Origin of the sequence: Stenotrophomonas sp. AS1 (assembly GCF_048957655.1) — a bacterium.
GTDB classification, from domain to species: Bacteria; Pseudomonadota; Gammaproteobacteria; order Xanthomonadales; family Xanthomonadaceae; genus Stenotrophomonas; species Stenotrophomonas bentonitica_A.
Genome location: NZ_JARVXM010000003.1, coordinates 621,909 through 640,307, shown reverse-complemented (window position 1 = coordinate 640,307; position 18,399 = coordinate 621,909). Strand labels below are relative to the sequence as shown.

17 protein-coding genes are annotated in these 18,399 nt (G+C 67.5%); 12 read left to right on the top strand and 5 right to left on the bottom strand.

The window, feature by feature from the left end; translation table 11 throughout:
• Positions 1-27: 27 nt before the first annotated feature.
• The gene (locus tag PV764_RS07045; protein WP_046274000.1) at positions 28-585 is read right to left on the bottom strand and encodes a flavin reductase family protein; all 558 of its coding nucleotides are present in this window, start codon (positions 583-585) and stop codon (positions 28-30) included.
• A gap of 117 nt (positions 586-702) precedes the next feature.
• Here PV764_RS07045 and PV764_RS07040 point away from each other — a divergent pair, with 117 nt between their 5' ends.
• From PV764_RS07040 to PV764_RS07030, 3 genes are read left to right on the top strand one after another with little or no spacing between them, the layout of a single operon-like run.
• Entirely contained in the window at positions 703-1,068 is a 366-nt protein-coding gene (locus tag PV764_RS07040; RefSeq protein ID WP_026069888.1) for a BlaI/MecI/CopY family transcriptional regulator, read from the top strand.
• Positions 1,061-2,239, top strand: coding sequence for a TonB family protein (locus PV764_RS07035; RefSeq protein WP_046273999.1), 1,179 nt, complete (start codon positions 1,061-1,063; stop codon positions 2,237-2,239). The genes PV764_RS07040 and PV764_RS07035 overlap by 8 nt, the downstream gene beginning before the upstream one ends.
• The gene (locus tag PV764_RS07030) at positions 2,236-2,808 is read left to right on the top strand and encodes a hypothetical protein (RefSeq protein ID WP_046273998.1); all 573 of its coding nucleotides are present in this window, start codon (positions 2,236-2,238) and stop codon (positions 2,806-2,808) included. The genes PV764_RS07035 and PV764_RS07030 overlap by 4 nt, the downstream gene beginning before the upstream one ends.
• A 32-nt stretch (positions 2,809-2,840) precedes the next feature.
• Here PV764_RS07030 and PV764_RS07025 read toward each other — a convergent pair whose 3' ends face one another.
• Complete coding sequence (locus PV764_RS07025) at positions 2,841-3,653, bottom strand: MBL fold metallo-hydrolase (protein ID WP_046273997.1); 813 nt, start codon at positions 3,651-3,653, stop codon at positions 2,841-2,843.
• Positions 3,654-3,663: 10 nt separating this feature from the next.
• Positions 3,664-4,488 (bottom strand): S1/P1 nuclease, encoded by an 825-nt coding sequence (locus PV764_RS07020; RefSeq protein WP_421116359.1) that lies wholly within the window; start codon positions 4,486-4,488, stop codon positions 3,664-3,666.
• A 112-nt stretch (positions 4,489-4,600) separates the two neighbouring features.
• On the opposite strand from PV764_RS07020, the gene PV764_RS07015 reads away from it, so the two are divergent.
• Positions 4,601-5,302, top strand: a complete 702-nt coding sequence (locus tag PV764_RS07015) for an aspartate/glutamate racemase family protein (RefSeq protein ID WP_284128828.1) — start codon at positions 4,601-4,603, stop codon at positions 5,300-5,302.
• A 125-nt stretch (positions 5,303-5,427) separates the two neighbouring features.
• Here PV764_RS07015 and PV764_RS07010 read toward each other — a convergent pair whose 3' ends face one another.
• Entirely contained in the window at positions 5,428-6,057 is a 630-nt protein-coding gene (locus tag PV764_RS07010) for an OmpW/AlkL family protein (RefSeq protein WP_046273182.1), read from the bottom strand.
• 200 nt (positions 6,058-6,257) lie between these two features.
• Here PV764_RS07010 and gap point away from each other — a divergent pair, with 200 nt between their 5' ends.
• From gap to PV764_RS06970, 8 genes are all read left to right on the top strand, one after another.
• Positions 6,258-7,259, top strand: a complete 1,002-nt coding sequence (gene gap, locus PV764_RS07005; RefSeq protein WP_421116358.1) for a type I glyceraldehyde-3-phosphate dehydrogenase — start codon at positions 6,258-6,260, stop codon at positions 7,257-7,259.
• 179 nt (positions 7,260-7,438) lie between these two features.
• Positions 7,439-10,114 carry a DUF2339 domain-containing protein gene (locus PV764_RS07000; RefSeq protein ID WP_421116357.1) on the top strand — a complete coding sequence of 892 codons (2,676 nt, stop codon included), beginning with the start codon at positions 7,439-7,441 and terminating at the stop codon, positions 10,112-10,114.
• On the top strand, positions 10,111-11,466 hold the full coding sequence (locus PV764_RS06995; RefSeq protein WP_046273179.1) for a DUF3999 domain-containing protein: 1,356 nt from the start codon (positions 10,111-10,113) through the stop codon (positions 11,464-11,466). The genes PV764_RS07000 and PV764_RS06995 overlap by 4 nt, the downstream gene beginning before the upstream one ends.
• A 155-nt stretch (positions 11,467-11,621) precedes the next feature.
• Positions 11,622-12,797, top strand: a complete 1,176-nt coding sequence (locus PV764_RS06990; RefSeq protein ID WP_019183905.1) for a phosphoglycerate kinase — start codon at positions 11,622-11,624, stop codon at positions 12,795-12,797.
• Complete coding sequence (locus tag PV764_RS06985; protein WP_019183906.1) at positions 12,794-13,435, top strand: HAD-IA family hydrolase; 642 nt, start codon at positions 12,794-12,796, stop codon at positions 13,433-13,435. The genes PV764_RS06990 and PV764_RS06985 overlap by 4 nt, the downstream gene beginning before the upstream one ends.
• A 213-nt stretch (positions 13,436-13,648) precedes the next feature.
• Positions 13,649-15,115 carry a pyruvate kinase gene (pyk, locus tag PV764_RS06980; RefSeq protein ID WP_019183907.1) on the top strand — a complete coding sequence of 489 codons (1,467 nt, stop codon included), beginning with the start codon at positions 13,649-13,651 and terminating at the stop codon, positions 15,113-15,115.
• A gap of 152 nt (positions 15,116-15,267) precedes the next feature.
• Positions 15,268-16,272: a class I fructose-bisphosphate aldolase gene (locus tag PV764_RS06975; protein ID WP_019183908.1), complete on the top strand. Its 1,005-nt coding sequence runs from the start codon at positions 15,268-15,270 to the stop codon at positions 16,270-16,272.
• A gap of 127 nt (positions 16,273-16,399) precedes the next feature.
• The gene (locus tag PV764_RS06970; protein ID WP_421116356.1) at positions 16,400-17,830 is read left to right on the top strand and encodes a M1 family metallopeptidase; all 1,431 of its coding nucleotides are present in this window, start codon (positions 16,400-16,402) and stop codon (positions 17,828-17,830) included.
• On the opposite strand, the gene PV764_RS06965 is transcribed toward PV764_RS06970, so the two are convergent.
• Positions 17,721-18,320: an O-acetyl-ADP-ribose deacetylase gene (locus tag PV764_RS06965; RefSeq protein WP_019183910.1), complete on the bottom strand. Its 600-nt coding sequence runs from the start codon at positions 18,318-18,320 to the stop codon at positions 17,721-17,723. The genes PV764_RS06970 and PV764_RS06965 overlap by 110 nt on opposite strands.
• Positions 18,321-18,399 lie beyond the last annotated feature (79 nt).

Here is an 18,399-nt window from a genome sequence, read left to right as displayed (position 1 = left end):
CGCTATCCTGCGAAATCATGCGGGTCATTACAGCATTTCCGGTTTGAACAGACGGCGACGCGAGACTTCATCGCCGGAAAGCATGAACTGGCCATCGCCGCGGTAATGCACCGTGCGCGGCACTTTCGGGGAGCGCGCGACGTGCGCTTTGACGACCTCCCAGATGAACAGGCCATGCCGTTTGATCTGGCTGCGGTCTGCCAGCCGGCACTCGAAGCTGGCGTGGCACTGGGCGATCAAGGGGGCGGCGACCTCCGTGGCGGCCACCGCCTCCAGGCCGAAGTGGTCGAACTTGTCGATCTCCGCGCCGCTGCTGTTGCCGATGCCCACCACCGTATCGAGCATCTCGGCGGTGGGCACATTGATGACGCATTCGCCACTGCGGCGGATCAGCTCGAAGCTGTGGTTGCCGCTGGAGATCATCGTTGCCAGCCGTGAGGGCGTGAACTCCAGCACCATGTGCCAGCCCAGGGTCATGATGTTGCGCTGGCCTTTCCAGGCCGAGCTGATCAGTACGATCGGGCCCGGCTCCAGGAAGCGGCGCACATCGTCGACCGGGTAGTCGAATTTTCGGTAGCGTCTCATCGAGGGCTCCGTGGGGCGTGCGCAGATGCTGGCAGCGGCTGCATGAACCGGCTGTCGAAGGGTTGACACCCAGGTTGATTACGGGCGTAATCGATCTGTCGATTACGGGTGTAAATGATGAGCCAGATCAGTGAAGCCGAAGCGGTGGTGATGGAGGTGTTGTGGCGCAGCCATCCGCTGGGCGCTGACGAGGTGGTGACCGCGCTGGCCAGCCGCGACTGGGCCGAGCCCACCATCAAGACCCTGCTCAACCGGCTGCTGACCAAGGGCGCGATCAGCGCCAGCCGCGATGGGCGTCGCTATCTGTACTCGCCGGTGCTGCAGCGCCAGGCCTGGGTGGCCGAGCAGAGCGAGGGCTTCCTGGACCGGGTCTTCGACGGTCGCGTCGCGCCGCTGGTGGCGCACTTCAGCCAGCGCGGGGAGCTGAGCGCGCAGGACATCGCCGAGCTGAAGCAGCTGATCCGGGAGCTGGGCCATGACTGAGCTGCTTGATGGACTGCTGCAGGCCAGCGTGTGGCTGTCGCTGGCGACGCTGGTGCTGGCCGCGGCCAGGCCGCTGCTGCTGCGCCTCGGAGGCGCAGCGCTGGCCTACCGCAGCTGGTGGTTGCTGCCGTTGATGCTGGTCGCGCCATACCTGCCACTGCCACGGCTGCCGATGACTGAAACGGACCCGGTCATGGTCATGGCTTCGGCCCTGCGCGCGCCGGCCGTTCCCACCGACGCCTCGCAGTGGCCGCTACTGCTGTTGACGGTGTGGTTGGTGGGCGCGGTAGCGGTGGCCTGCGTCAGCTGGCGCGCGCAGCGCCGCTTCGAGCACGCACTGGGCGTGCTCCAGCCGCGCATGGATGGCAGCTGGCAGGCCAGTGGCGATCCCGGCCTGCCGGCGCTGGTCGGCCTGTGGCAGCCGCGCATCGTGGTGAGCCCGGACTTCGAGCAGCGATTCAGCCCGGCCGAGCAGGAGCTGATCCTGCGCCATGAGCACAGCCATCGCCGCCATGGCGATCCCTGGGCAAACGCCACGCTGGCCGCGCTGCGGTGCGTGTTCTGGTTCCACCCGTTGCTGCCGTGGGCGGCGCGCCGGTTCCTGCGTGACCAGGAACTGGCCTGCGACGCCCGCACGGTCGATCCGCATCCGGCACTGCGCCGGCTCTACGCCAACGCGCTGCTCAAGGCGCAGTTGGTCCACCCGGTTGCACCGATGGCCTGCCACTGGCGCAGCCAACCGATGTTGAAGGAGCGGATTGCCATGTTGAAGGAACACAAGCGGAAGACATTGCCGTGGTTGACCGGGCAGGTGCTGGTGGTCGGGATGTGCGTGGGTCTGGGCACGGTGGCCTGGGCGGGCCAGGGCACCGCGGTCGCCGCTGATCGCGATGCGATCGCGCACAAGATGCCGCCGCCGTCCTACCCGAAAACGGCGGCCGAGCAGCGCATCGTCGGCAAGGTTGTGGTCAGGGTGGACGTGAATACCGAAGGCAGGGCGACCAATGTGCGCGTGCTTCAGGCGAGCCCGGCGGGTGTATTCGACGACGCGACGGTCGCTGCCGCGAAACAGTGGACGTTCGAACCGGCGATCCGGAATGGCAAGGCGGTGGCCTCGGCGCTGAAGATTCCGGTCACCTACGCCATGGATGATGAGGTGCCAACGCCATGAGGCAGTCATCCGTCCTGGCAGTGGCGGCGCTGTTGATGGCTGGCTGTGCCACCCATGAGACGCTTACGTCAGTGGACACGCGGGCGGAGAACGTGGGTCACCAGCGCTTGGATCCGACCACCGGCACGGGGGCTGCGCAGGTGGCGAGCTACCAGCTGAAGGCTGCGGAGGGTTACCGGATGCCGCAACTGAATGCAGGTCCGGACCCCGTGCTGGGCGATCGCGATCCGCGCAGTGAGCTTGCGCCCACGACGGTGTGCCTGCAGTTGGTCATCGATGCGCAGGGTCGCGTGGAGCGAAGTTTGCCGGTGCAGGACCGCGACGAATGCACCGCTGGCAATGCCCCTGAGAATGCGCCGTTGCTGCAGTCCGCGCAGGATGCGGTGGCGGCCTGGCAGTACGTGCCCGCAGCGGTGTGTCACTTCGCGGAGGGGAAGGTTCCAGCGGATCGGGGCGATTGCAAGGGTGCCGCGCGCATCGAACCCGTGCCGGTGAGCCTGCTGTATGCCTTCACCTTCGAAATCGTGAAAGGCAAGGCGACCGTGCGCAGCGGGACGCCGGCGAAGTAGCGAAGCAGTGCGCCCACGACGCGGTGAGATACCTATCCGCCGCGAACGGCACCGCCCTGGATGTTCGCTTTCACCGAGGGTTCCATCAATTTGGGCTCGGCCAGCGTGGCATCGCGTGCCTGGCGCGTGGCGACGAACTCGGCTTCGCTGACGCCGTCATGCAGGTGGATGTTGTGTGCGCGCTGCGCGCCGATGGTGGTTTCGTTGGCGACCTCGCGGCCACCGGGGCCGTAGTCGTGACAGATGAACACACGGGTTGCGTCCGGCAATGCCAGCAAGCGCTGGATCGAGCGGTACAGCTGCGCCGCGTCACCGCCCGGGAAGTCGCAGCGGGCGGTGCCGCCGTCAGGCATGAACAGCGAATCACCGGTGAACAGCGCATCGCCGATCCGATACGCCACGCTGTCACTGGTATGGCCGGGCACCGCGATCACCTCGGCGTCGATATCACCGAGCGTGAAGCGTTCGCCATCGGCGAACAGATGATCGAACTGCGAGCCGTCGGTCGGCACCTCCAGCGCGTAACGGGGTGCGAAGGTGCGCTGCACCTGCACGATGCCCGCGCCCATGGCCAGAGTCGCGTCCGGCCACTGGCGCTTCAGCCAGCGCCCGGCGCTGACGTGGTCGGCGTGGGCATGGGTGTCCAGCAGCCAGCGCACCTGCAGGCCGTGCCCGCTTACGTGGGCCAGCAGCGGCTGAAGCGGCCCGGCACCGAATGCATCGGTCTCCGGGTCGTAATCCAGCACGGGATCGATCACCGCCGCCTGCAACGTCGCCGGGTCATGCACCACGTAGCTGAAGGTGTGGCTGTCCGGATGGAAGAAACTGGCGACGTGCAGTGACATGGCGATGGCCTCAGCGATTGCCCAAGGTGTCGTTGAGCAGCACCGCCAGGCGTTCACCGGCCAGGCGCAGCTCGCGCTCGGCGACCGGGCGATAGGTCGCCGCATAGCTCGGGGCCAGCGTACGCTTGTCCGGGTAAACGCCAGGTGCAATCGCGATCCGGCAACTGGCCTCGGCCCACTGCACGGCATCGGCATCGATGTTGGAGCGCGTTGCGAACACCGGCTTGGGCAGGGCCAGCAGGCGCTTGAGGTACTGGTCGTCGTCCAGCGTCTGCTCATTCAGCATGCCGCTGTCCCACAGTGAATGCAGGTTGGTACCGCGGTTGTTGAACTGCACCTGGAAATCGTTGCCGCCCTTGTCATGGCCGTAGCCGGCATGCATCGGCTGGTGGATGTCACCGGCGAAGTGCACCACGAACTTCAGCGCCTGCGCGCGTTCGGCATCGGACTTGCTGCGGTCGCCGAGGATCGCGGTCTGTGCTTTCAGCGCCTCGACCACGCAATTGCCGTTCCTGCAGTGCTTCTGCACTTCGTAGTGGCAATCGTCTTCGCCGATGTTGACGTAGTGCCAGCCGGCCGAGCGCTTGCCCAGGCCGGGGTCCTTGGCGCGCAGCTGATCGGCCCACGGGGCGATGCCATGCAGTGTCGGATCCGGCTCGGCGGCAAGCAGACGGTCCACCTCGGCCTGGGCCTGCGGGGTCAGCCGGGTCTCGGCGATCCGCGCCACCAGGCGGTGGCCTTGCGCGCCCCAGGCCAGGGCATCGGTGGAAACAAGGGTGAGGGCCAGCGCGAGCGCGGTGGCCGGGAGCAGGGAAGACATTTTCATCCGCGGCATTCTAGCGGGCTGGCCACGCGCGGGCTTGCCGCGATCTGGCCGGCTGCAGTGCCGCTCGGGTTCGGCTAGGCTCGGCGGGTGCCCGGCATCGGGCGGACGCAGGAGCGACCCCATGGCCCACATCGTTGGCCTGATCGGCGGCATGAGCTGGGAAAGCTCGGCCCACTATTACCGCCTGATCAACGAGCAGGTGCGCGACACGCTGGGCCGGCTGCATTCCGGGCGGATCCTGCTGTGGTCGTTCGATTTCGCCGAGATCGAGGCGCTGCAGCATGCCGGCGACTGGGACAGTGCCACGCAGCGGATGATCGATGCGGCCCAACGCCTGCAGGGCGCCGGAGCCACCGCCATCGTGATCTGCACCAACACCATGCACCGCATGGCGGATGCGGTGCAGGCGGCGATCGCGATTCCGCTGCTGCACATCGCCGACCCGACGGCCGAAGCGATCAAGGGCGCCGGGTTGCGGCGCATTGGCCTGCTCGGCACCGCGTTCACGATGGAACACGATTTCTACAAGGGTCGGCTCACGCACGCGCATGGCCTGGAGGTACTGGTCCCGGAGCCCGACGACCGCGCGGCGGTGCACCGGATCATCTATGAGGAGCTGGTGCAGGGGCAGGTGCTGCCGGCATCGCGCGAGAGGTATCGCGCGGTCATGCAGCGGCTGGTGGATCGCGGCGCGCAGGGCATCATCCTGGGCTGCACGGAGATCATGCTGCTGGTCGGCGCGCAGGATGCAACGGTGCCGGTGTTCGATACGACCACGCTGCATGCGCAGGCCGCGGCCCGGCATCTGCTTTCCGCAGCGTAACCGCGAGGGTCACGCCCCGCAGTGCCCCCCCTGACCGCCGCGCCTGTCCAAAAAAAAACCCCGGCCGAAGCCGGGGAAACTGTCTTGCTGCGAGGGTGTTGCCTGGTTGGGTTCTGATCCGCCGATCAGAACTTGAACACGTACGACACGCCGTAGGCGAGCGGGTCGATGTTGACGGTGCCGATCTTTTCGCCATCGAGCTTGACCTTGCTGTCGATGTCCATCCAGCGCACATCGACGCGCAGCGAGCCCTTGTCATTGATCGCGAAATCCACGCCGGCATGGGCGGCCAGGCCCCAGGAGTCCTCCATCTTCAGCTTGCTGCCGGCCAGCGCGCCGCCGGTCTTCTCGCTGAAGAAGGTGGTGTAGTTGATGCCGGCGCCCAGGAACGGGGACACCTTGCCCTTGCTGTTGAAGTGATACTGCAGCGACACCACCGGCGGCAGGTGCTTGGTGCTGCCCACGTTGCCCAGGCCGGCGATGTTGATGTCGTGCTTGAACGGCAGCGCGGCCAGCAGCTCGATGCCGAGGTTGTCGGCAATGAAGTACTCACCGGTGATGGTCGGCTTGATGTCGTTGTCGACATCGACCTTCAGCGTGCCGCCGGCCAGCGAACCGTTGTTGGACTTCGGGGCGACCTGGTGCACGCCGGCACCGATCGTCCAGTCGCCCTTGGACTGGGCCATGGCCGGGGCGGCGGCCAGCGCCAGGGCGGCGGCCAGGCTGGTGAGCAGGAGGGGGGAGGTCTTGCGCATGAGACGGTCTCGTGGCGGGTTGGAATGGCGCCAGTTTTGCCGCCCGCGCGGTTGCGCGCCTTGATCCGGATCAATCCGGGTATTTGCCGTTGTAACCGGTTCCCATTCGGCTTGCGCGGGCCTGCCCGGGTCTGGCCCTGCTAGAATGAACACCCCTTTCCATCGGCGCCGCACCGTCGCGGCTGCAGGAGCTTGTGAACATGGCAATCAAGGTTGGCATCAACGGTTTCGGTCGCATCGGGCGCAACGTGCTGCGTTCGGCCGTGCTGAACTTCGGCAATGACATCGAAATCGTCGCCATCAACGATCTGCTGGAGCCGGATTACCTGGCGTACATGCTGAAGTACGACTCCGTGCATGGCCGCTTCAAGGCTGACGTGGCAGTCTCCGGCAACGACCTGCTGGTCAACGGCAAGAAGATCCGCCTGACCCAGGAGCGCGATCCGGCCAACCTGAAGTGGGACGAGGTCGGCGCGGACGTCGTCATCGAATCCACCGGCCTGTTCCTGACCAAGGAAACCGCGCAGAAGCACATCGACGCGGGTGCCAAGAAGGTGATCCTGTCGGCACCGTCGAAGGACGACACCCCGATGTTCGTGTTCGGTGTGAACGACAAGACCTACGCCGGCCAGGCGATCGTCTCCAACGCCTCGTGCACCACCAACTGCCTGGCCCCGCTGGCCAAGGTCATCAACGACAAGTGGGGCATCAAGCGTGGCCTGATGACCACCGTGCACGCCGCGACCGCCACCCAGAAGACCGTCGATGGCCCGTCCAACAAGGACTGGCGCGGTGGCCGTGGCATCCTGGAAAACATCATTCCGTCCTCCACCGGTGCGGCCAAGGCCGTCGGCGTGGTGATCCCGGAATTGAACAAGAAGCTGACCGGCATGAGCTTCCGCGTGCCGACCTCGGACGTGTCGGTGGTCGATCTGACCGTCGAGCTGGAGAAGGAAGCCACCTACGCCGAGATCTGCGCTGAAGTGAAGGCACAGAGCGAAGGCGCGTTGAAGGGCATCCTGGGCTACACCGAAGACAAGGTCGTGGCGACCGACTTCCGCGGTGAGACCCACACCTCGGTGTTCGATGCCGATGCCGGTATCGCGCTGGACGGCACCTTCGTCAAGCTGGTGTCCTGGTACGACAACGAGTGGGGCTACTCCAACAAGTGCCTGGAAATGGTCAAGGTCGTCGCGGCGTAAGCCAGCGCGTCCCCTGCGTCATTCCACAGACCCCGGCCCCGTGCCGGGGTCTGTCGTTTCAGGCAGGCGCTGCGGGGCGTTGATCCCGCGCCTGCCGCCGATCCATTAGCATGGCCCGCGTGCCGCCGGCACTGTACCTACCGGGTACAGCCGTGGCGACCTCTTGAGGATGGCCTGGAATGGAAGCTCTGATTGTCCTGCTGGTGCTGGTACTGCTGGCGATCCCGCTGCTGCTGATCGTGGCGCTGGTGATGATCGCCGGGCTGCGCCGACGCGTCGCCGCGCTGGAGCAGCGCGCCGCCGGGGCCGCCTGGGAGGCTGCGCCGGCGCCGGCGCCGGCGCCGGCGGAGCGGGAAACGTCGCTGCACTGGACCGACCTGGCATCGGTCGACACCGTCGGCGCCGCGAGGGCCACCTCTGCACCTGACTCCACGACGGCCGCCGAGGCGCTGGAGCCGAGGATCGAACCGGTGATCGACGTGGCGCAACCACCGCCATTGCCGCCTCCCCCCGCGCAGCCGGTCGCCCCGCCCGAACCGCAAGGCCCCGGCATCGGCGAGCGGCTCGTCGGCACCCTCAAACAGTGGTTCACCGAAGGCAATGTGCCGGTCAAGATCGGCATGCTGGTGCTGCTGGCCGGCGTGGCCGCACTACTCAAGTACGCCAGCGACCAGGGCTGGTTGAATGCACCGATCGAGCTGCGCCTGGCCGCCATCGCCGTGGCGGCGCTGGCCGGGCTGGTGTTCGGCTGGGTGCAGCGCGATACCCGGCGCATGTTCGCGCTGGCATTGCAGGGCGGGGCGATCGGCATCCTGTTGCTGACCATTTTCGCCGCGTTCAAACGCTATGACCTGATGCCTGCCGCGCCCGCTTTCGTGCTCAGCGTGTTGCTGATCGCCGGCATGGGCGTGCTGGCGGTGGTGCAGAACTCGCGCACGCTGGCCGTGCTCGGCATCCTGGCCGGCTTCATGGCGCCGATCTGGCTGTCCACCGGCAGCGGCAACCATGTCGCGCTGTTCTCGTATTACGCCGTGCTCAATGCAGCGATCCTGGCGATTGCCTGGTGGCGCCCGTGGCGCGCCCTGAACCTGCTCGGTTTCGCCTTCACCTTCGGCATCGGGACGGCCTGGGGCGTGCTCCAGTACAGCGCCGACAAGTTCGCCAGCACCGAGCCGTTCCTGCTGCTGTTCTTCGCCTTCTATCTGCTGATCCCGATCCTCTATGCGCGCCGGCAGAGTGCGGAAAAGCGCGACCTGATCGATGGCAGCCTGGTGTTCGGCACGCCGCTGATCGCCTTCTCGCTACAGGCCGGCCTGCTGCATGACGACCGCCTGCTGCTGGCGTTGTGTTCGCTGGCACTGGCTGCGTTGTATGCAGGCCTGGCGTGGGCGTTGATCAAGCGTGAGCGCTACGCTGCGCTCGGCCAGTCACACGCGGTACTCGCGGTCGGCTTCGCCACGTTGGCGGTGCCGCTGGCGCTGTCTGCACGCGCCACCGCCAGTGTGTTCGCACTGGAAGGTGCCGCGCTGGCCTGGCTGGGCCTGCGCCAGCAACGCTGGCTGCCACAGGTCACCGGGGCAGTGCTGACCCTGGGGGCCGCGTTCGGCTTCGTCGTGGGCGCGGACTACTGGCACCTGGATGCCACCGCCATCGCCAACCCGACCTTCATGAGTGGCTTGCTGCTGGCGCTGGCCGGTTTTGCGGCGGCCTTCAGCTACCGCCGCGCGCAGCGCGAAGCGCCGGCCATCGTGTACTACCTGTGGGGCCTGCTGTGGTGGCTGGGCAGCCTCAGTCACGAGATCCTGCGCTTCGTCACCCACCGCACCGAGCCCGATGCGCTGCTGATCGCCGCAGCCGTGACCGGTTGGCTGGCCGCCGAGATGCATCGCCGCTGGCCGGCGCGTGCGCTGGTGCTGACCACGCTGGCGATGGTGCTGGCCGCCTTCCCGTTGGCGCTGTGGCAGGCCGATGTACATGACCAACCGTTCGCTGGCTATGGCGCGCTGGCCTGGGCGGTGTTCGCGCTGCTGGGCGTGCGCAGCCTGTGGTGCCTGCGCGGGGGCGACGACCGCACCTCGCTGGCGGCGCAGTTCCTGTGGTGGCTGCTGTGGCCGTCGGTCGTGTCGCTGGCCAGCCTGTGGCTGGCCGATCGCTTCGCGCTGGCGCAGGGCTGGGGCCTGGCCCTGATGCTGCTGCCGTGGCTGCTGGTCACGGCGGTCGCGTTGTTGCGCTGGCGCTGGCTGACGGTGCCGCTGGGCGAGCGCTTCGACCCGATGCGTACGCCGCTGCAGATCACCTTGTTCGCCGTGCTGGGCGTGAGCTGGGCCGGCCTGTTGCTGGTTCCGGCCGGCGCCGCGCCGTTGCCGTGGCTGCCACTGCTCAACCCGGTGGAGCTGGCGCAGCTGGCGGTGCTGGTGCTGGCCGCGCGCTGGCTGTGGTCCGCGCACGCGCCCGACGGCCTGCGCGCCCTCCGCATTCCGCTGCTGGCCATTGCCGGCTTCGTCGCGCTGACCAGCATCACCCTGCATGCCGTGCATCACTGGGGCGGGGTGCCGTGGAACGAACGCCTGTGGTCCTCCACCCTGGCCCAGACCAGCCTGACCGTGGTGTGGAGCGTGCTCGGCGTGATCAGCTGGGTATGGGGCTCGCGCCGCGGGCAGCGCGCGCTGTGGCTGGTCGGTGCGGTGCTGATGGGCGTGGTGCTGGCCAAGCTGGTGCTGATCGACCGGCAGCACCTGGGCAACCTGCTCGGCATTTCTTCCTTCATCGCCTACGGCCTGCTGTGCACGGTCGTGGGCTATCTGGCACCGGCGCCGCCCCGCGCGGCGGACCCTGCCGTGGAGTCGCACCCTTGAAGACCTTCCGCCCGCTGATCCTCCTTGCCGCATTCGCACTGCCGGCGCTGGCGCAGACGGCCGATGACCGCCAGGCGTACCGCCAGCAATGGCCGCTGCAGCTCGCGCAACCCCAGGCCGGTGCATATCGGTTGACGCTGGACGACGGGGTGTACCGCACCGCGGTGTCGCCACGCCTGGCCGATGTGCAGGTGTTCAATGCACAAGGTCAGGCACTGCCCTCGGCCCTGCTGGCGGCCGACCAGCCGCTGGCCCAGGCACCGCAATGGCAGACGCTGTCCTGGTTCCCGCTGCCCCCCATGGCGGGCACCTCCGGCGATGACCTGCAGTTGCTCACCGAGCGCAACACCGATGGCAGCGTGCGCCGGGTGGAAGCGCGCCTGGGGCGGGGTGGGGCGGCCGGGCAACCGGCGGGCTGGCTGATCGATGCCAGTGCGCTCAAGACCGGGGTGCAGGCACTGCGCCTGGATTGGCAGGCCCAGGCGCCCCTGCAGGCGCGCGTGCGGGTGGAAATGAGCAACGACCTGCGCGACTGGCTGCGCATCGCCGACGATGTGCCGCTGGTCGACCTGCAGCACGAAGGCCGCCGCCTGCAGCAGCGCCGCATCGAGATCGCGCGCCAGGCCAGGTATTTCCGGATCCTGCCGATCGGCGCGGATGCGTTGCCGGCGCTGTCCACCGTGCAGGCCGAGCTGGTGCCGACCGCGCAGGCGATCGCATGGCGCTGGCAATCGTTGAGCGGTACCGCCGGCAAGCCGGGCGAGTTTGAATATCAACTCGATGGGCGCTTCCCGATCGCGCAGGCCGACATCGCCACCGCCGACAACAGCGTGGTGCAGTGGACGCTGTTGAGCCGCGATGACGCCGACCAGCCATGGCAGGTGCGCGCAGGCCCGTGGGTGGCCTATCAGCTGCAGGACGCCGCCGACCGCCGCCAATCCCAGACCCAGCCGCTGACGCGCAGCACGCGCGATCGTTACTGGAAACTGATCGCGGGCCAGCCGCAGTCGATGCCGGCGCCAACGCTCAAGCTCGGTTACCAGCCTGAAACGCTGGTGTTCCTCAGCCAGGGCGAGCCGCCGTATACGGTGGCCGCCGGCAGCGTGCGCGCCGAGCGCCAGGATGCGCCGGTCGCCACCGTGATCGCCCAACTGCGCCAACAGCATGGCGCGCAGTGGCAGCCGGCACAGGCCACCGTGCACGGCGCACCGGAAGTGCTCGCCGGCGATGCTGCGCTGGCACCGCAGCGCGACTGGAAGCAGTGGCTGCTGTGGGCCCTGCTGGTGATCGGCGTGCTGATCGTCGGCGGGTTCGCGCTCAGCCTGCTGCGCCAGCCACACCGGAACGGGTAGGTACCGATCGTTGGTCGGTACGGCCTGTCCGCGCGCGACGACCAACACTCGCCACTGCGCCTTTCTCACTGGATTTGCGATGCACCGCGCCAGCCGGGACAATGACGGTCTGCGCCGCGCGGCGCCTTTCCTTCTTCAGAGCCAAAGAGTTGCTTATGTCCATTGTTCGCATGACCGACCTCGATCTCTCCGGCAAGCGCGTGCTGATCCGCCAGGATCTGAACGTGCCGATCGACAACGGCCAGATCACCTCCGAGCAGCGCATCACCGCCTCGCTGCCGACGCTGAAGCTGGCCCTGGAGAAGGGCGCTGCCGTGATGGTGACCTCGCACCTGGGGCGTCCCAAGGAAGGCGTGTGGAGCGAGGCCGAATCCCTGGCGCCGGTGGCGCTGCGCCTGTCGCAGCTGCTGGGTGTCGAGGTACCGCTGGTGCGCGATTGGGTGGACGGCGTGCAGGTCGCGCCGGGCTCGATCGTGCTGCTGGAAAACTGCCGCATGAATGTGGGCGAGGGCAAGGACGATGAAGCGCTGGCGAAGAAGTACGCCGCGCTCTGCGATGTGTTCGTGATGGATGCCTTCGGCACCGCGCACCGTGCACAGGCCTCCACCCATGGCGTGATCCGCTTCGCTCCGGTCGCTGCCGGCGGCCCGCTGCTGATGGCCGAACTGGACGCGCTGGCCAAGGCGCTGCTTGCCCCGGCCCAGCCGCTGCTGGCGATCGTGGCCGGCAGCAAGGTCAGCACCAAGCTGGAGCTGCTCTCCAGCCTGGTCGGCAAGGTCGACCAGCTGATCGTCGGCGGCGGCATCGCCAACACCTTCATCGCGGCCGCCGGTCATTCGGTCGGCAAGTCGCTGTATGAGCCGGACCTGCTGGACACCGCAAAGAAGATCGTGGCCGATGCCAAGGCGCGTGGCGCCGACATCCCGCTGCCGACCGACGTGGTCGTGGCCAAGCAGTTCCTGCCTGACGCCGAAGCCACGGTGAAGGCCGTCGCCGACGTGGCCGAGGATGACCTGATCCTGGATATCGGCCCGGATACCGCCCAGCACTATGCGGGCCTGATCGCCAAGGCCGGCACCGTGGTCTGGAACGGCCCGGTCGGCGTGTTCGAGTTCGAGGCCTTCAGCCATGGCACCGAAGCGCTGGCCCGTGCCATCGCCGCCTCGCCGGCGTTCTCGATCGCGGGCGGTGGCGACACCCTGGCCGCAGTGGACAAGTACGACATCGCGGGCGAGGTGAGCTACATCTCCACTGGTGGCGGCGCCTTCCTGGAGTTCCTGGAAGGCAAGACCCTGCCGGCCGTCGCCGCGCTGGAGGCCCGCGGCTCGTGAGCCGCGATGTGCTGTTCTTCGACCTCGACGGCACGCTGATCGATTCGGCCGTCGGGATCACCCAGTGCGTGGCGCATGCGCTCACGCAGATGGGCCAGCCGGTCCCGCCGCAGGCCGAGCTGCGGCGCTGGATCGGGCCGTCGCTGCGGACCAGCTTCGCGCCGTTGTTCACTGACCCGGCCCAGGTCGAGCAGGCGGTGACGTACTACCGCGAGCGCTTCGACGTGGTCGGCTGGCGCGAGCATGAGGTCTACCCGCGGATCGGCCAGGTCGTGCAGGCGTTGAAGGATCGCGGCCACCGGCTGGCGATCGTCACCGCCAAGAACGAGCCGCACGCGCGGCGCATCGTCGAGCACCTGCCGTTCGGCGACTGCTTCGAGGACGTGATCGGGGCCACCCCGGACGGCAGCCGCAGCGAGAAGCCGCAGCTGGTCGCCGAGGCCCTGCACCGGCTGTCGTTGACCCCGGCCCAGTGCTGGATGATCGGCGACCGGCGCATGGATATCGAAGGCGCGCGTCATCACGGCTTGCGCAATATCGGTGTGTTGTGGGGCTTTGGCGGTGCCGAAGAACTCACGGCGGCCGGTGCGGCGCACCTGGCGCAGGCCCCCGATGAGCTGCTCACGCTGATCGATTGAGGCACCCGGCGGCGTCCCGTACGCCGCCGCATGTCCTGCGCAAAGCCCCGCCGGGGCTGGCGCTGGCCGGCGGGCAGCCAATGCGCTGTCCGCCCGGTCGTCTCGCGCTGTCTGCAGGACAACAGCGAAACCCAACTGCGCCAATGCTGTAAACGTATTCATGGGACGTGAAGGGTGTGCTAATTTCGCTCCTTTAACGGGAGCCCATTAACCATGATTGAGCGTCAGCGTCGCACCAAGATCCTCGCCACCCTCGGACCGGCCACCGACCCGCCGGGCGTGCTGGAGGATCTCTTCCGCGCCGGCGTGAACGTGGTTCGCCTCAACTTCAGCCACGGTGACCCGTCCGGCCAGGCCAAGCGCGCCGCCGATGTGCGTGCCGCGGCCGCCCGCGTGGGCGTGGAAGTGGGCATCCTGGCCGACCTGCCGGGCCCGAAGATCCGCATCGAGCGTTTCGCCGAAGGCAAGATCAAGCTCAAGGCCGGTGACCGCTTCGACCTGGTCGCCTCGCCGAATGCGCCGGCCGGCGACACCACCCAGGTCGGCGTGAGCTACCTGGGCCTGCCGCAGGACGTGACCGCCGGTGACATCCTGCTGCTCGACGATGGCCTGATGCAGCTGCAGGTCACCGAAGTGCAGGGCGAGCGCATCATCAACACCGTGCTCAACGATGGCGTGCTGTCCGACCGCAAGGGCCTGAACAAGCAGGGCGGTGGCCTGTCGCTGGGCGCGCTGACCGAGCGTGACAAAGAACTGATCGGCATCGTGGCCAAGATCGGCGTGGACTTCATCGCCGTCTCGTTCTGCCGCAACGCGCAGGACATGAACGATGCGCGCGAGATCGCCGAGTCGCACGGCTGCTACGCCGCGCTGGTCTCCAAGATCGAGCGCACCGAAGCGATCGACAACCTGGAAGAGATCGTCGACGCCAGTGACGTGGTGATGGTGGCGCGTGGTGATCTGGGCGTGGAAATCGGCGATGCCGAACTCCCGGGCCTGCAGAAGAAGATCATCAAGGCCTCGCTGGCGCAGAACAAGGTGGTGATCACCGCCACCCAGATGCTGCAGTCGATGGTGGAAAGCCCGATCCCGACCCGCGCCGAAGTGCTGGACGTGGCCAACTCGGTCATCGACGGTACCGATGCGGTGATGCTGTCGGCCGAAACCGCCGCCGGCATGTATCCGGTCAAGGCGGTCGAAGCGATGGCCCGCATCTGCCTGGGTGCCGAACGCCAGTTCCAGACCGAGACGGACTTCGGCGCCTCGCCGCGCAACCTGGAACGCGCCGACCAGGCGATCGCCATGGCCACCATGTTCCTGTCCCAGCACGTGGGCGTGCGCGCGATCGTGGCGATGACCGAATCCGGTGGCACCGCGCGTTACCTGTCGCGCTTCCGTGCCTCGGCCCCGGTGTTCGCGGTGACCCGCCATGATGGCGCGCGCCGCCAGATGGCGCTGATGCGCGATGTGTTCCCGATCAACTTCGACAGCCGCGGCCTGACCCCGCGCGAAGCCGCACGCGGCAGCATCCGCCTGCTGTTCGAAGCGAACCAGCTGCAGGGCGGCGACCGCGTGGTCTTCACCAGTGGCGAACACATGGAAACCCATGGCGCCACCAACACGCTGCGCCTGCTGGAAGTGGGCGAAGACGGCCGTGCCAGCGGCCTGGGCGAGCTTTAACCGACCCCCCGCGCAACACCCGGACCCGCGTGGCTTTACGGCCGCGCGGGTTCGTCGTTTCAGATGGAATCGTTTCCAGATTCCGTGGACGGTCAGTTCACGGGAGGCGGGGTCTATAATTGGCGTTTTCCCGCACCCGCCACAGGAAGTACATGAGCATCGAACAGCTGGCTGAAACCGCACAGGCCATGGTCGCCCCGGGCAAGGGCATCATCGCGATCGACGAATCCACCGGCACCATCGGCAAGCGCTTCGCCAGCGTCGGCCTGGAGAACACCGAGGAGAACCGTCGCGCCTACCGCGAACTGCTGCTCACCACGCCCAAGCTGAACGAGCACATCTCCGGCGCGATCCTGTACGACGAGACCATCCGTCAGTCCACCAAGGACGGCGTCCCGTTCGCCAAGTACATGGCCGCCCAGGGCATCATCCCGGGCATCAAGGTCGACAAGGGCGCCCATGCCCTGGCCGGTTGCCCGGGCGAGCTGGTCACCGAAGGCCTGGACGGCCTGCGCGAGCGCCTGCAGGAGTACTACAAGCTGGGTGCGCGCTTCGCCAAGTGGCGTGCGGTCATCAACATCGGTGAGAGCATCCCCTCGGGCACCTGCATCGAGTCCAACGCCCACGCGCTGGCCCGTTACGCCGCGCTGTGCCAGGAATGTGGCCTGGTGCCGATGGTCGAGCCGGAAGTGATCATGGACGGCGACCACGACATCGAGACCTGCTACGAAGTCACCGAAGCCACCCTGCGTTCGCTGTTCGACGCGCTGTACCAGCAGAACGTGCTGCTGGAAGGCACCATCCTGAAGGCCTCGATGGTCATCTCCGGCAAGGGCTGCGAAGAGCAGGCCGACGTCGAGGAAGTGGCCGAGTCGACCGTGATGTGCCTCAAGAGCACCGTGCCGGCGATCCTGCCGGGCGTGGTGTTCCTGTCTGGTGGCCAGAGCGATGAGCAGTCCACCGCGCATCTGAACGCCATGAACCAGATGGGCAACCTGCCGTGGCCGCTGAGCTTCTCCTACGGCCGCGCGATGCAGCAGGCCGCGCTGAAGCTGTGGGCCAAGGACACCAAGGCCAACGTCGCCAAGGCGCAGCAGACGATCTACGATCGCGCCAAGGAAAACGGCCAGGCCGCCCTGGGCAAGTGGAACGGCTGATTCACGCCTGACCACCGTCAACGAAAACGCCGGCCTTGTGCCGGCGTTTTTGTTTGGGCGGGCCAGTGGTGCGCACATGCACGCGTGGTCTGGCACGATGCGATCCATCTTCGCGTGGATGGATCCCATGGTCGTACGTCTCTGTGTCTCGCTGTGCGTAGTGCCATGGCTGCTGGGGAGCGCACCAGCGTACGCAGTGGCGCCGCGCGGCTTTGATGTACTGCATTACGACGTCGCGCTGGTGCCCGACATCGCCAACAAGCGCGTCACCGGGCAGCAGACGCTGCGGTTCAGAGCCGAGCAGGAACTGCGCGCAGTGACCCTGGACAGCGGTTCGCTCAAAGTGACGGCCGTGATGCAGGGGGATCGCGCGCTGGACTTCGAGCAGCACGCGGCAAAGGTGCGGATCACGCTGGCCGAACCACTCGCACGGGAAGCCACCGCCAGCGTGACGATCCACTATCACGGCGAACCGCCGTATGGCCTGGAATTCGCGCCCGAGCGCGATGAGGTCTACACGATTTTCTCGACCAGCCAGTGGATGCCCTCGGTGGATGCCCCCGACGAGCGCGCCACGCTGGACCTGTCCGTGACCCTGCCGGCGGGCCTGTTGGCCGCCGGCACCGGTCGCGCGCTGCCGGTACGCACGCTTCCCGATGGGCGCATCGAACATCGCTGGCAGCTCAAGACGCCGATGCCGGGGTATGTCTATGGCTTCACGGCCGGCCGCTATCAGGAAGCGACGCAGCGCCATGGCGCGACCGGCTTGCGGTTCCTGTCCATGCAGCGGTCGCCCGAGCAGCTGCAGCGCGTGTTCACCGCTACGGGCGAGATGCTCGACTTCTTCGCCGACCGCGCCGGCCTGCCGTATCGCGGCGACTACCAGCAGGCGCTGGTGGCCCGCACGATCGGACAGGAGATGGCCGGGTTGTCGCTGATGTCCGAGCGCTATGGCCAGCAACTGCTGGAGGATCCCACCCAGACCGCCTTGATGGCACACGAAGCCGCGCATCAGTGGTGGGGCAACCGGGTGACCTGCGCCGGCTGGGAGCATTTCTGGCTCAACGAGGGCATGGCCAACTTCATGACCGCCGCCTACCTCCAGCACGCGCAGGGAGAGGCGGCCTACCAGGCGCAGGTGACGATCTGGCGCACGCGGCTGGAGGCGCTGCGTGCCAAGGGGGCGGATCACGCGCTGGTGTATGCCGACTGGAGCGCGCCGAGCGGCGATGACCGCGCGGTCGTGTACCAGAAGGGCGCCTACGTCCTGCACCTGCTGCGCGTGGAAATGGGCGAGGCCGCGTTCTGGCGCGGCATCCATGACTACACGCAGGCCAACGATGGACGCTCGGTGGTGACCGTCGATTTCCAGCGGGCGATGGAAGCAGCGGCCGGCCGCTCATTGCAGCCGTTCTTCGCCCAGTGGGTCTATGGCGTGGGCGAAGGTGTCAGTGCGCCGCCGCCGGCGGCAGCCCCAACGCCAGCGGCGCGAAGATCGCCGAGGTCGAGGGTTCCACCGGCTGCCCCAGTGCAGCCAGCGCCGACTGGTACGCCTTGAACGTCGCCGCGTTGTAGGCCACCAGGATGATCCGGCGCGGCTGGCGGTGCGAGCGCTGCCAGGTCAGGGTCTCGGTGGCGGCGATGTGCGCAGCCTGGTGCAGTGGATAGCCGAACACCCCGCAGCTGATGGCCGGGAACGCGATCGATTCCACGTCCAGCTTCTCGGCCAGCTGCAGCGACTTCCAATAACAGTTGGCCAGCAGCGCCGGCTCATCGCGTAGGCCGTCCTGCCAGACCGGGCCGACGGTGTGGAACACATGCTTTGCCGGCAGATTGAAGGCCGGTGTCTGGCGGACCTCGCCGGTCGGGCAGCGCATGCCCGGGCGGATCTCCGGCAGGGCACGGCAGGCGTCGAGCAGCTGCGGGCCGGCCGCGCGATGGATCGCGCCGTCCACGCCGCCGCCGCCCAGCAGGGATTCGTTGGCCGCATTGACGATCGCATCCACCGCCAGGGTCGTGATGTCGCCCTGCCACACTTCGATCTTCATGCGTACCGCTCCTTACTCACTGTTACCGGGTCCATACAACGGAATGACGTGCCTGACCTGCACGGTACCCGGCAGGACA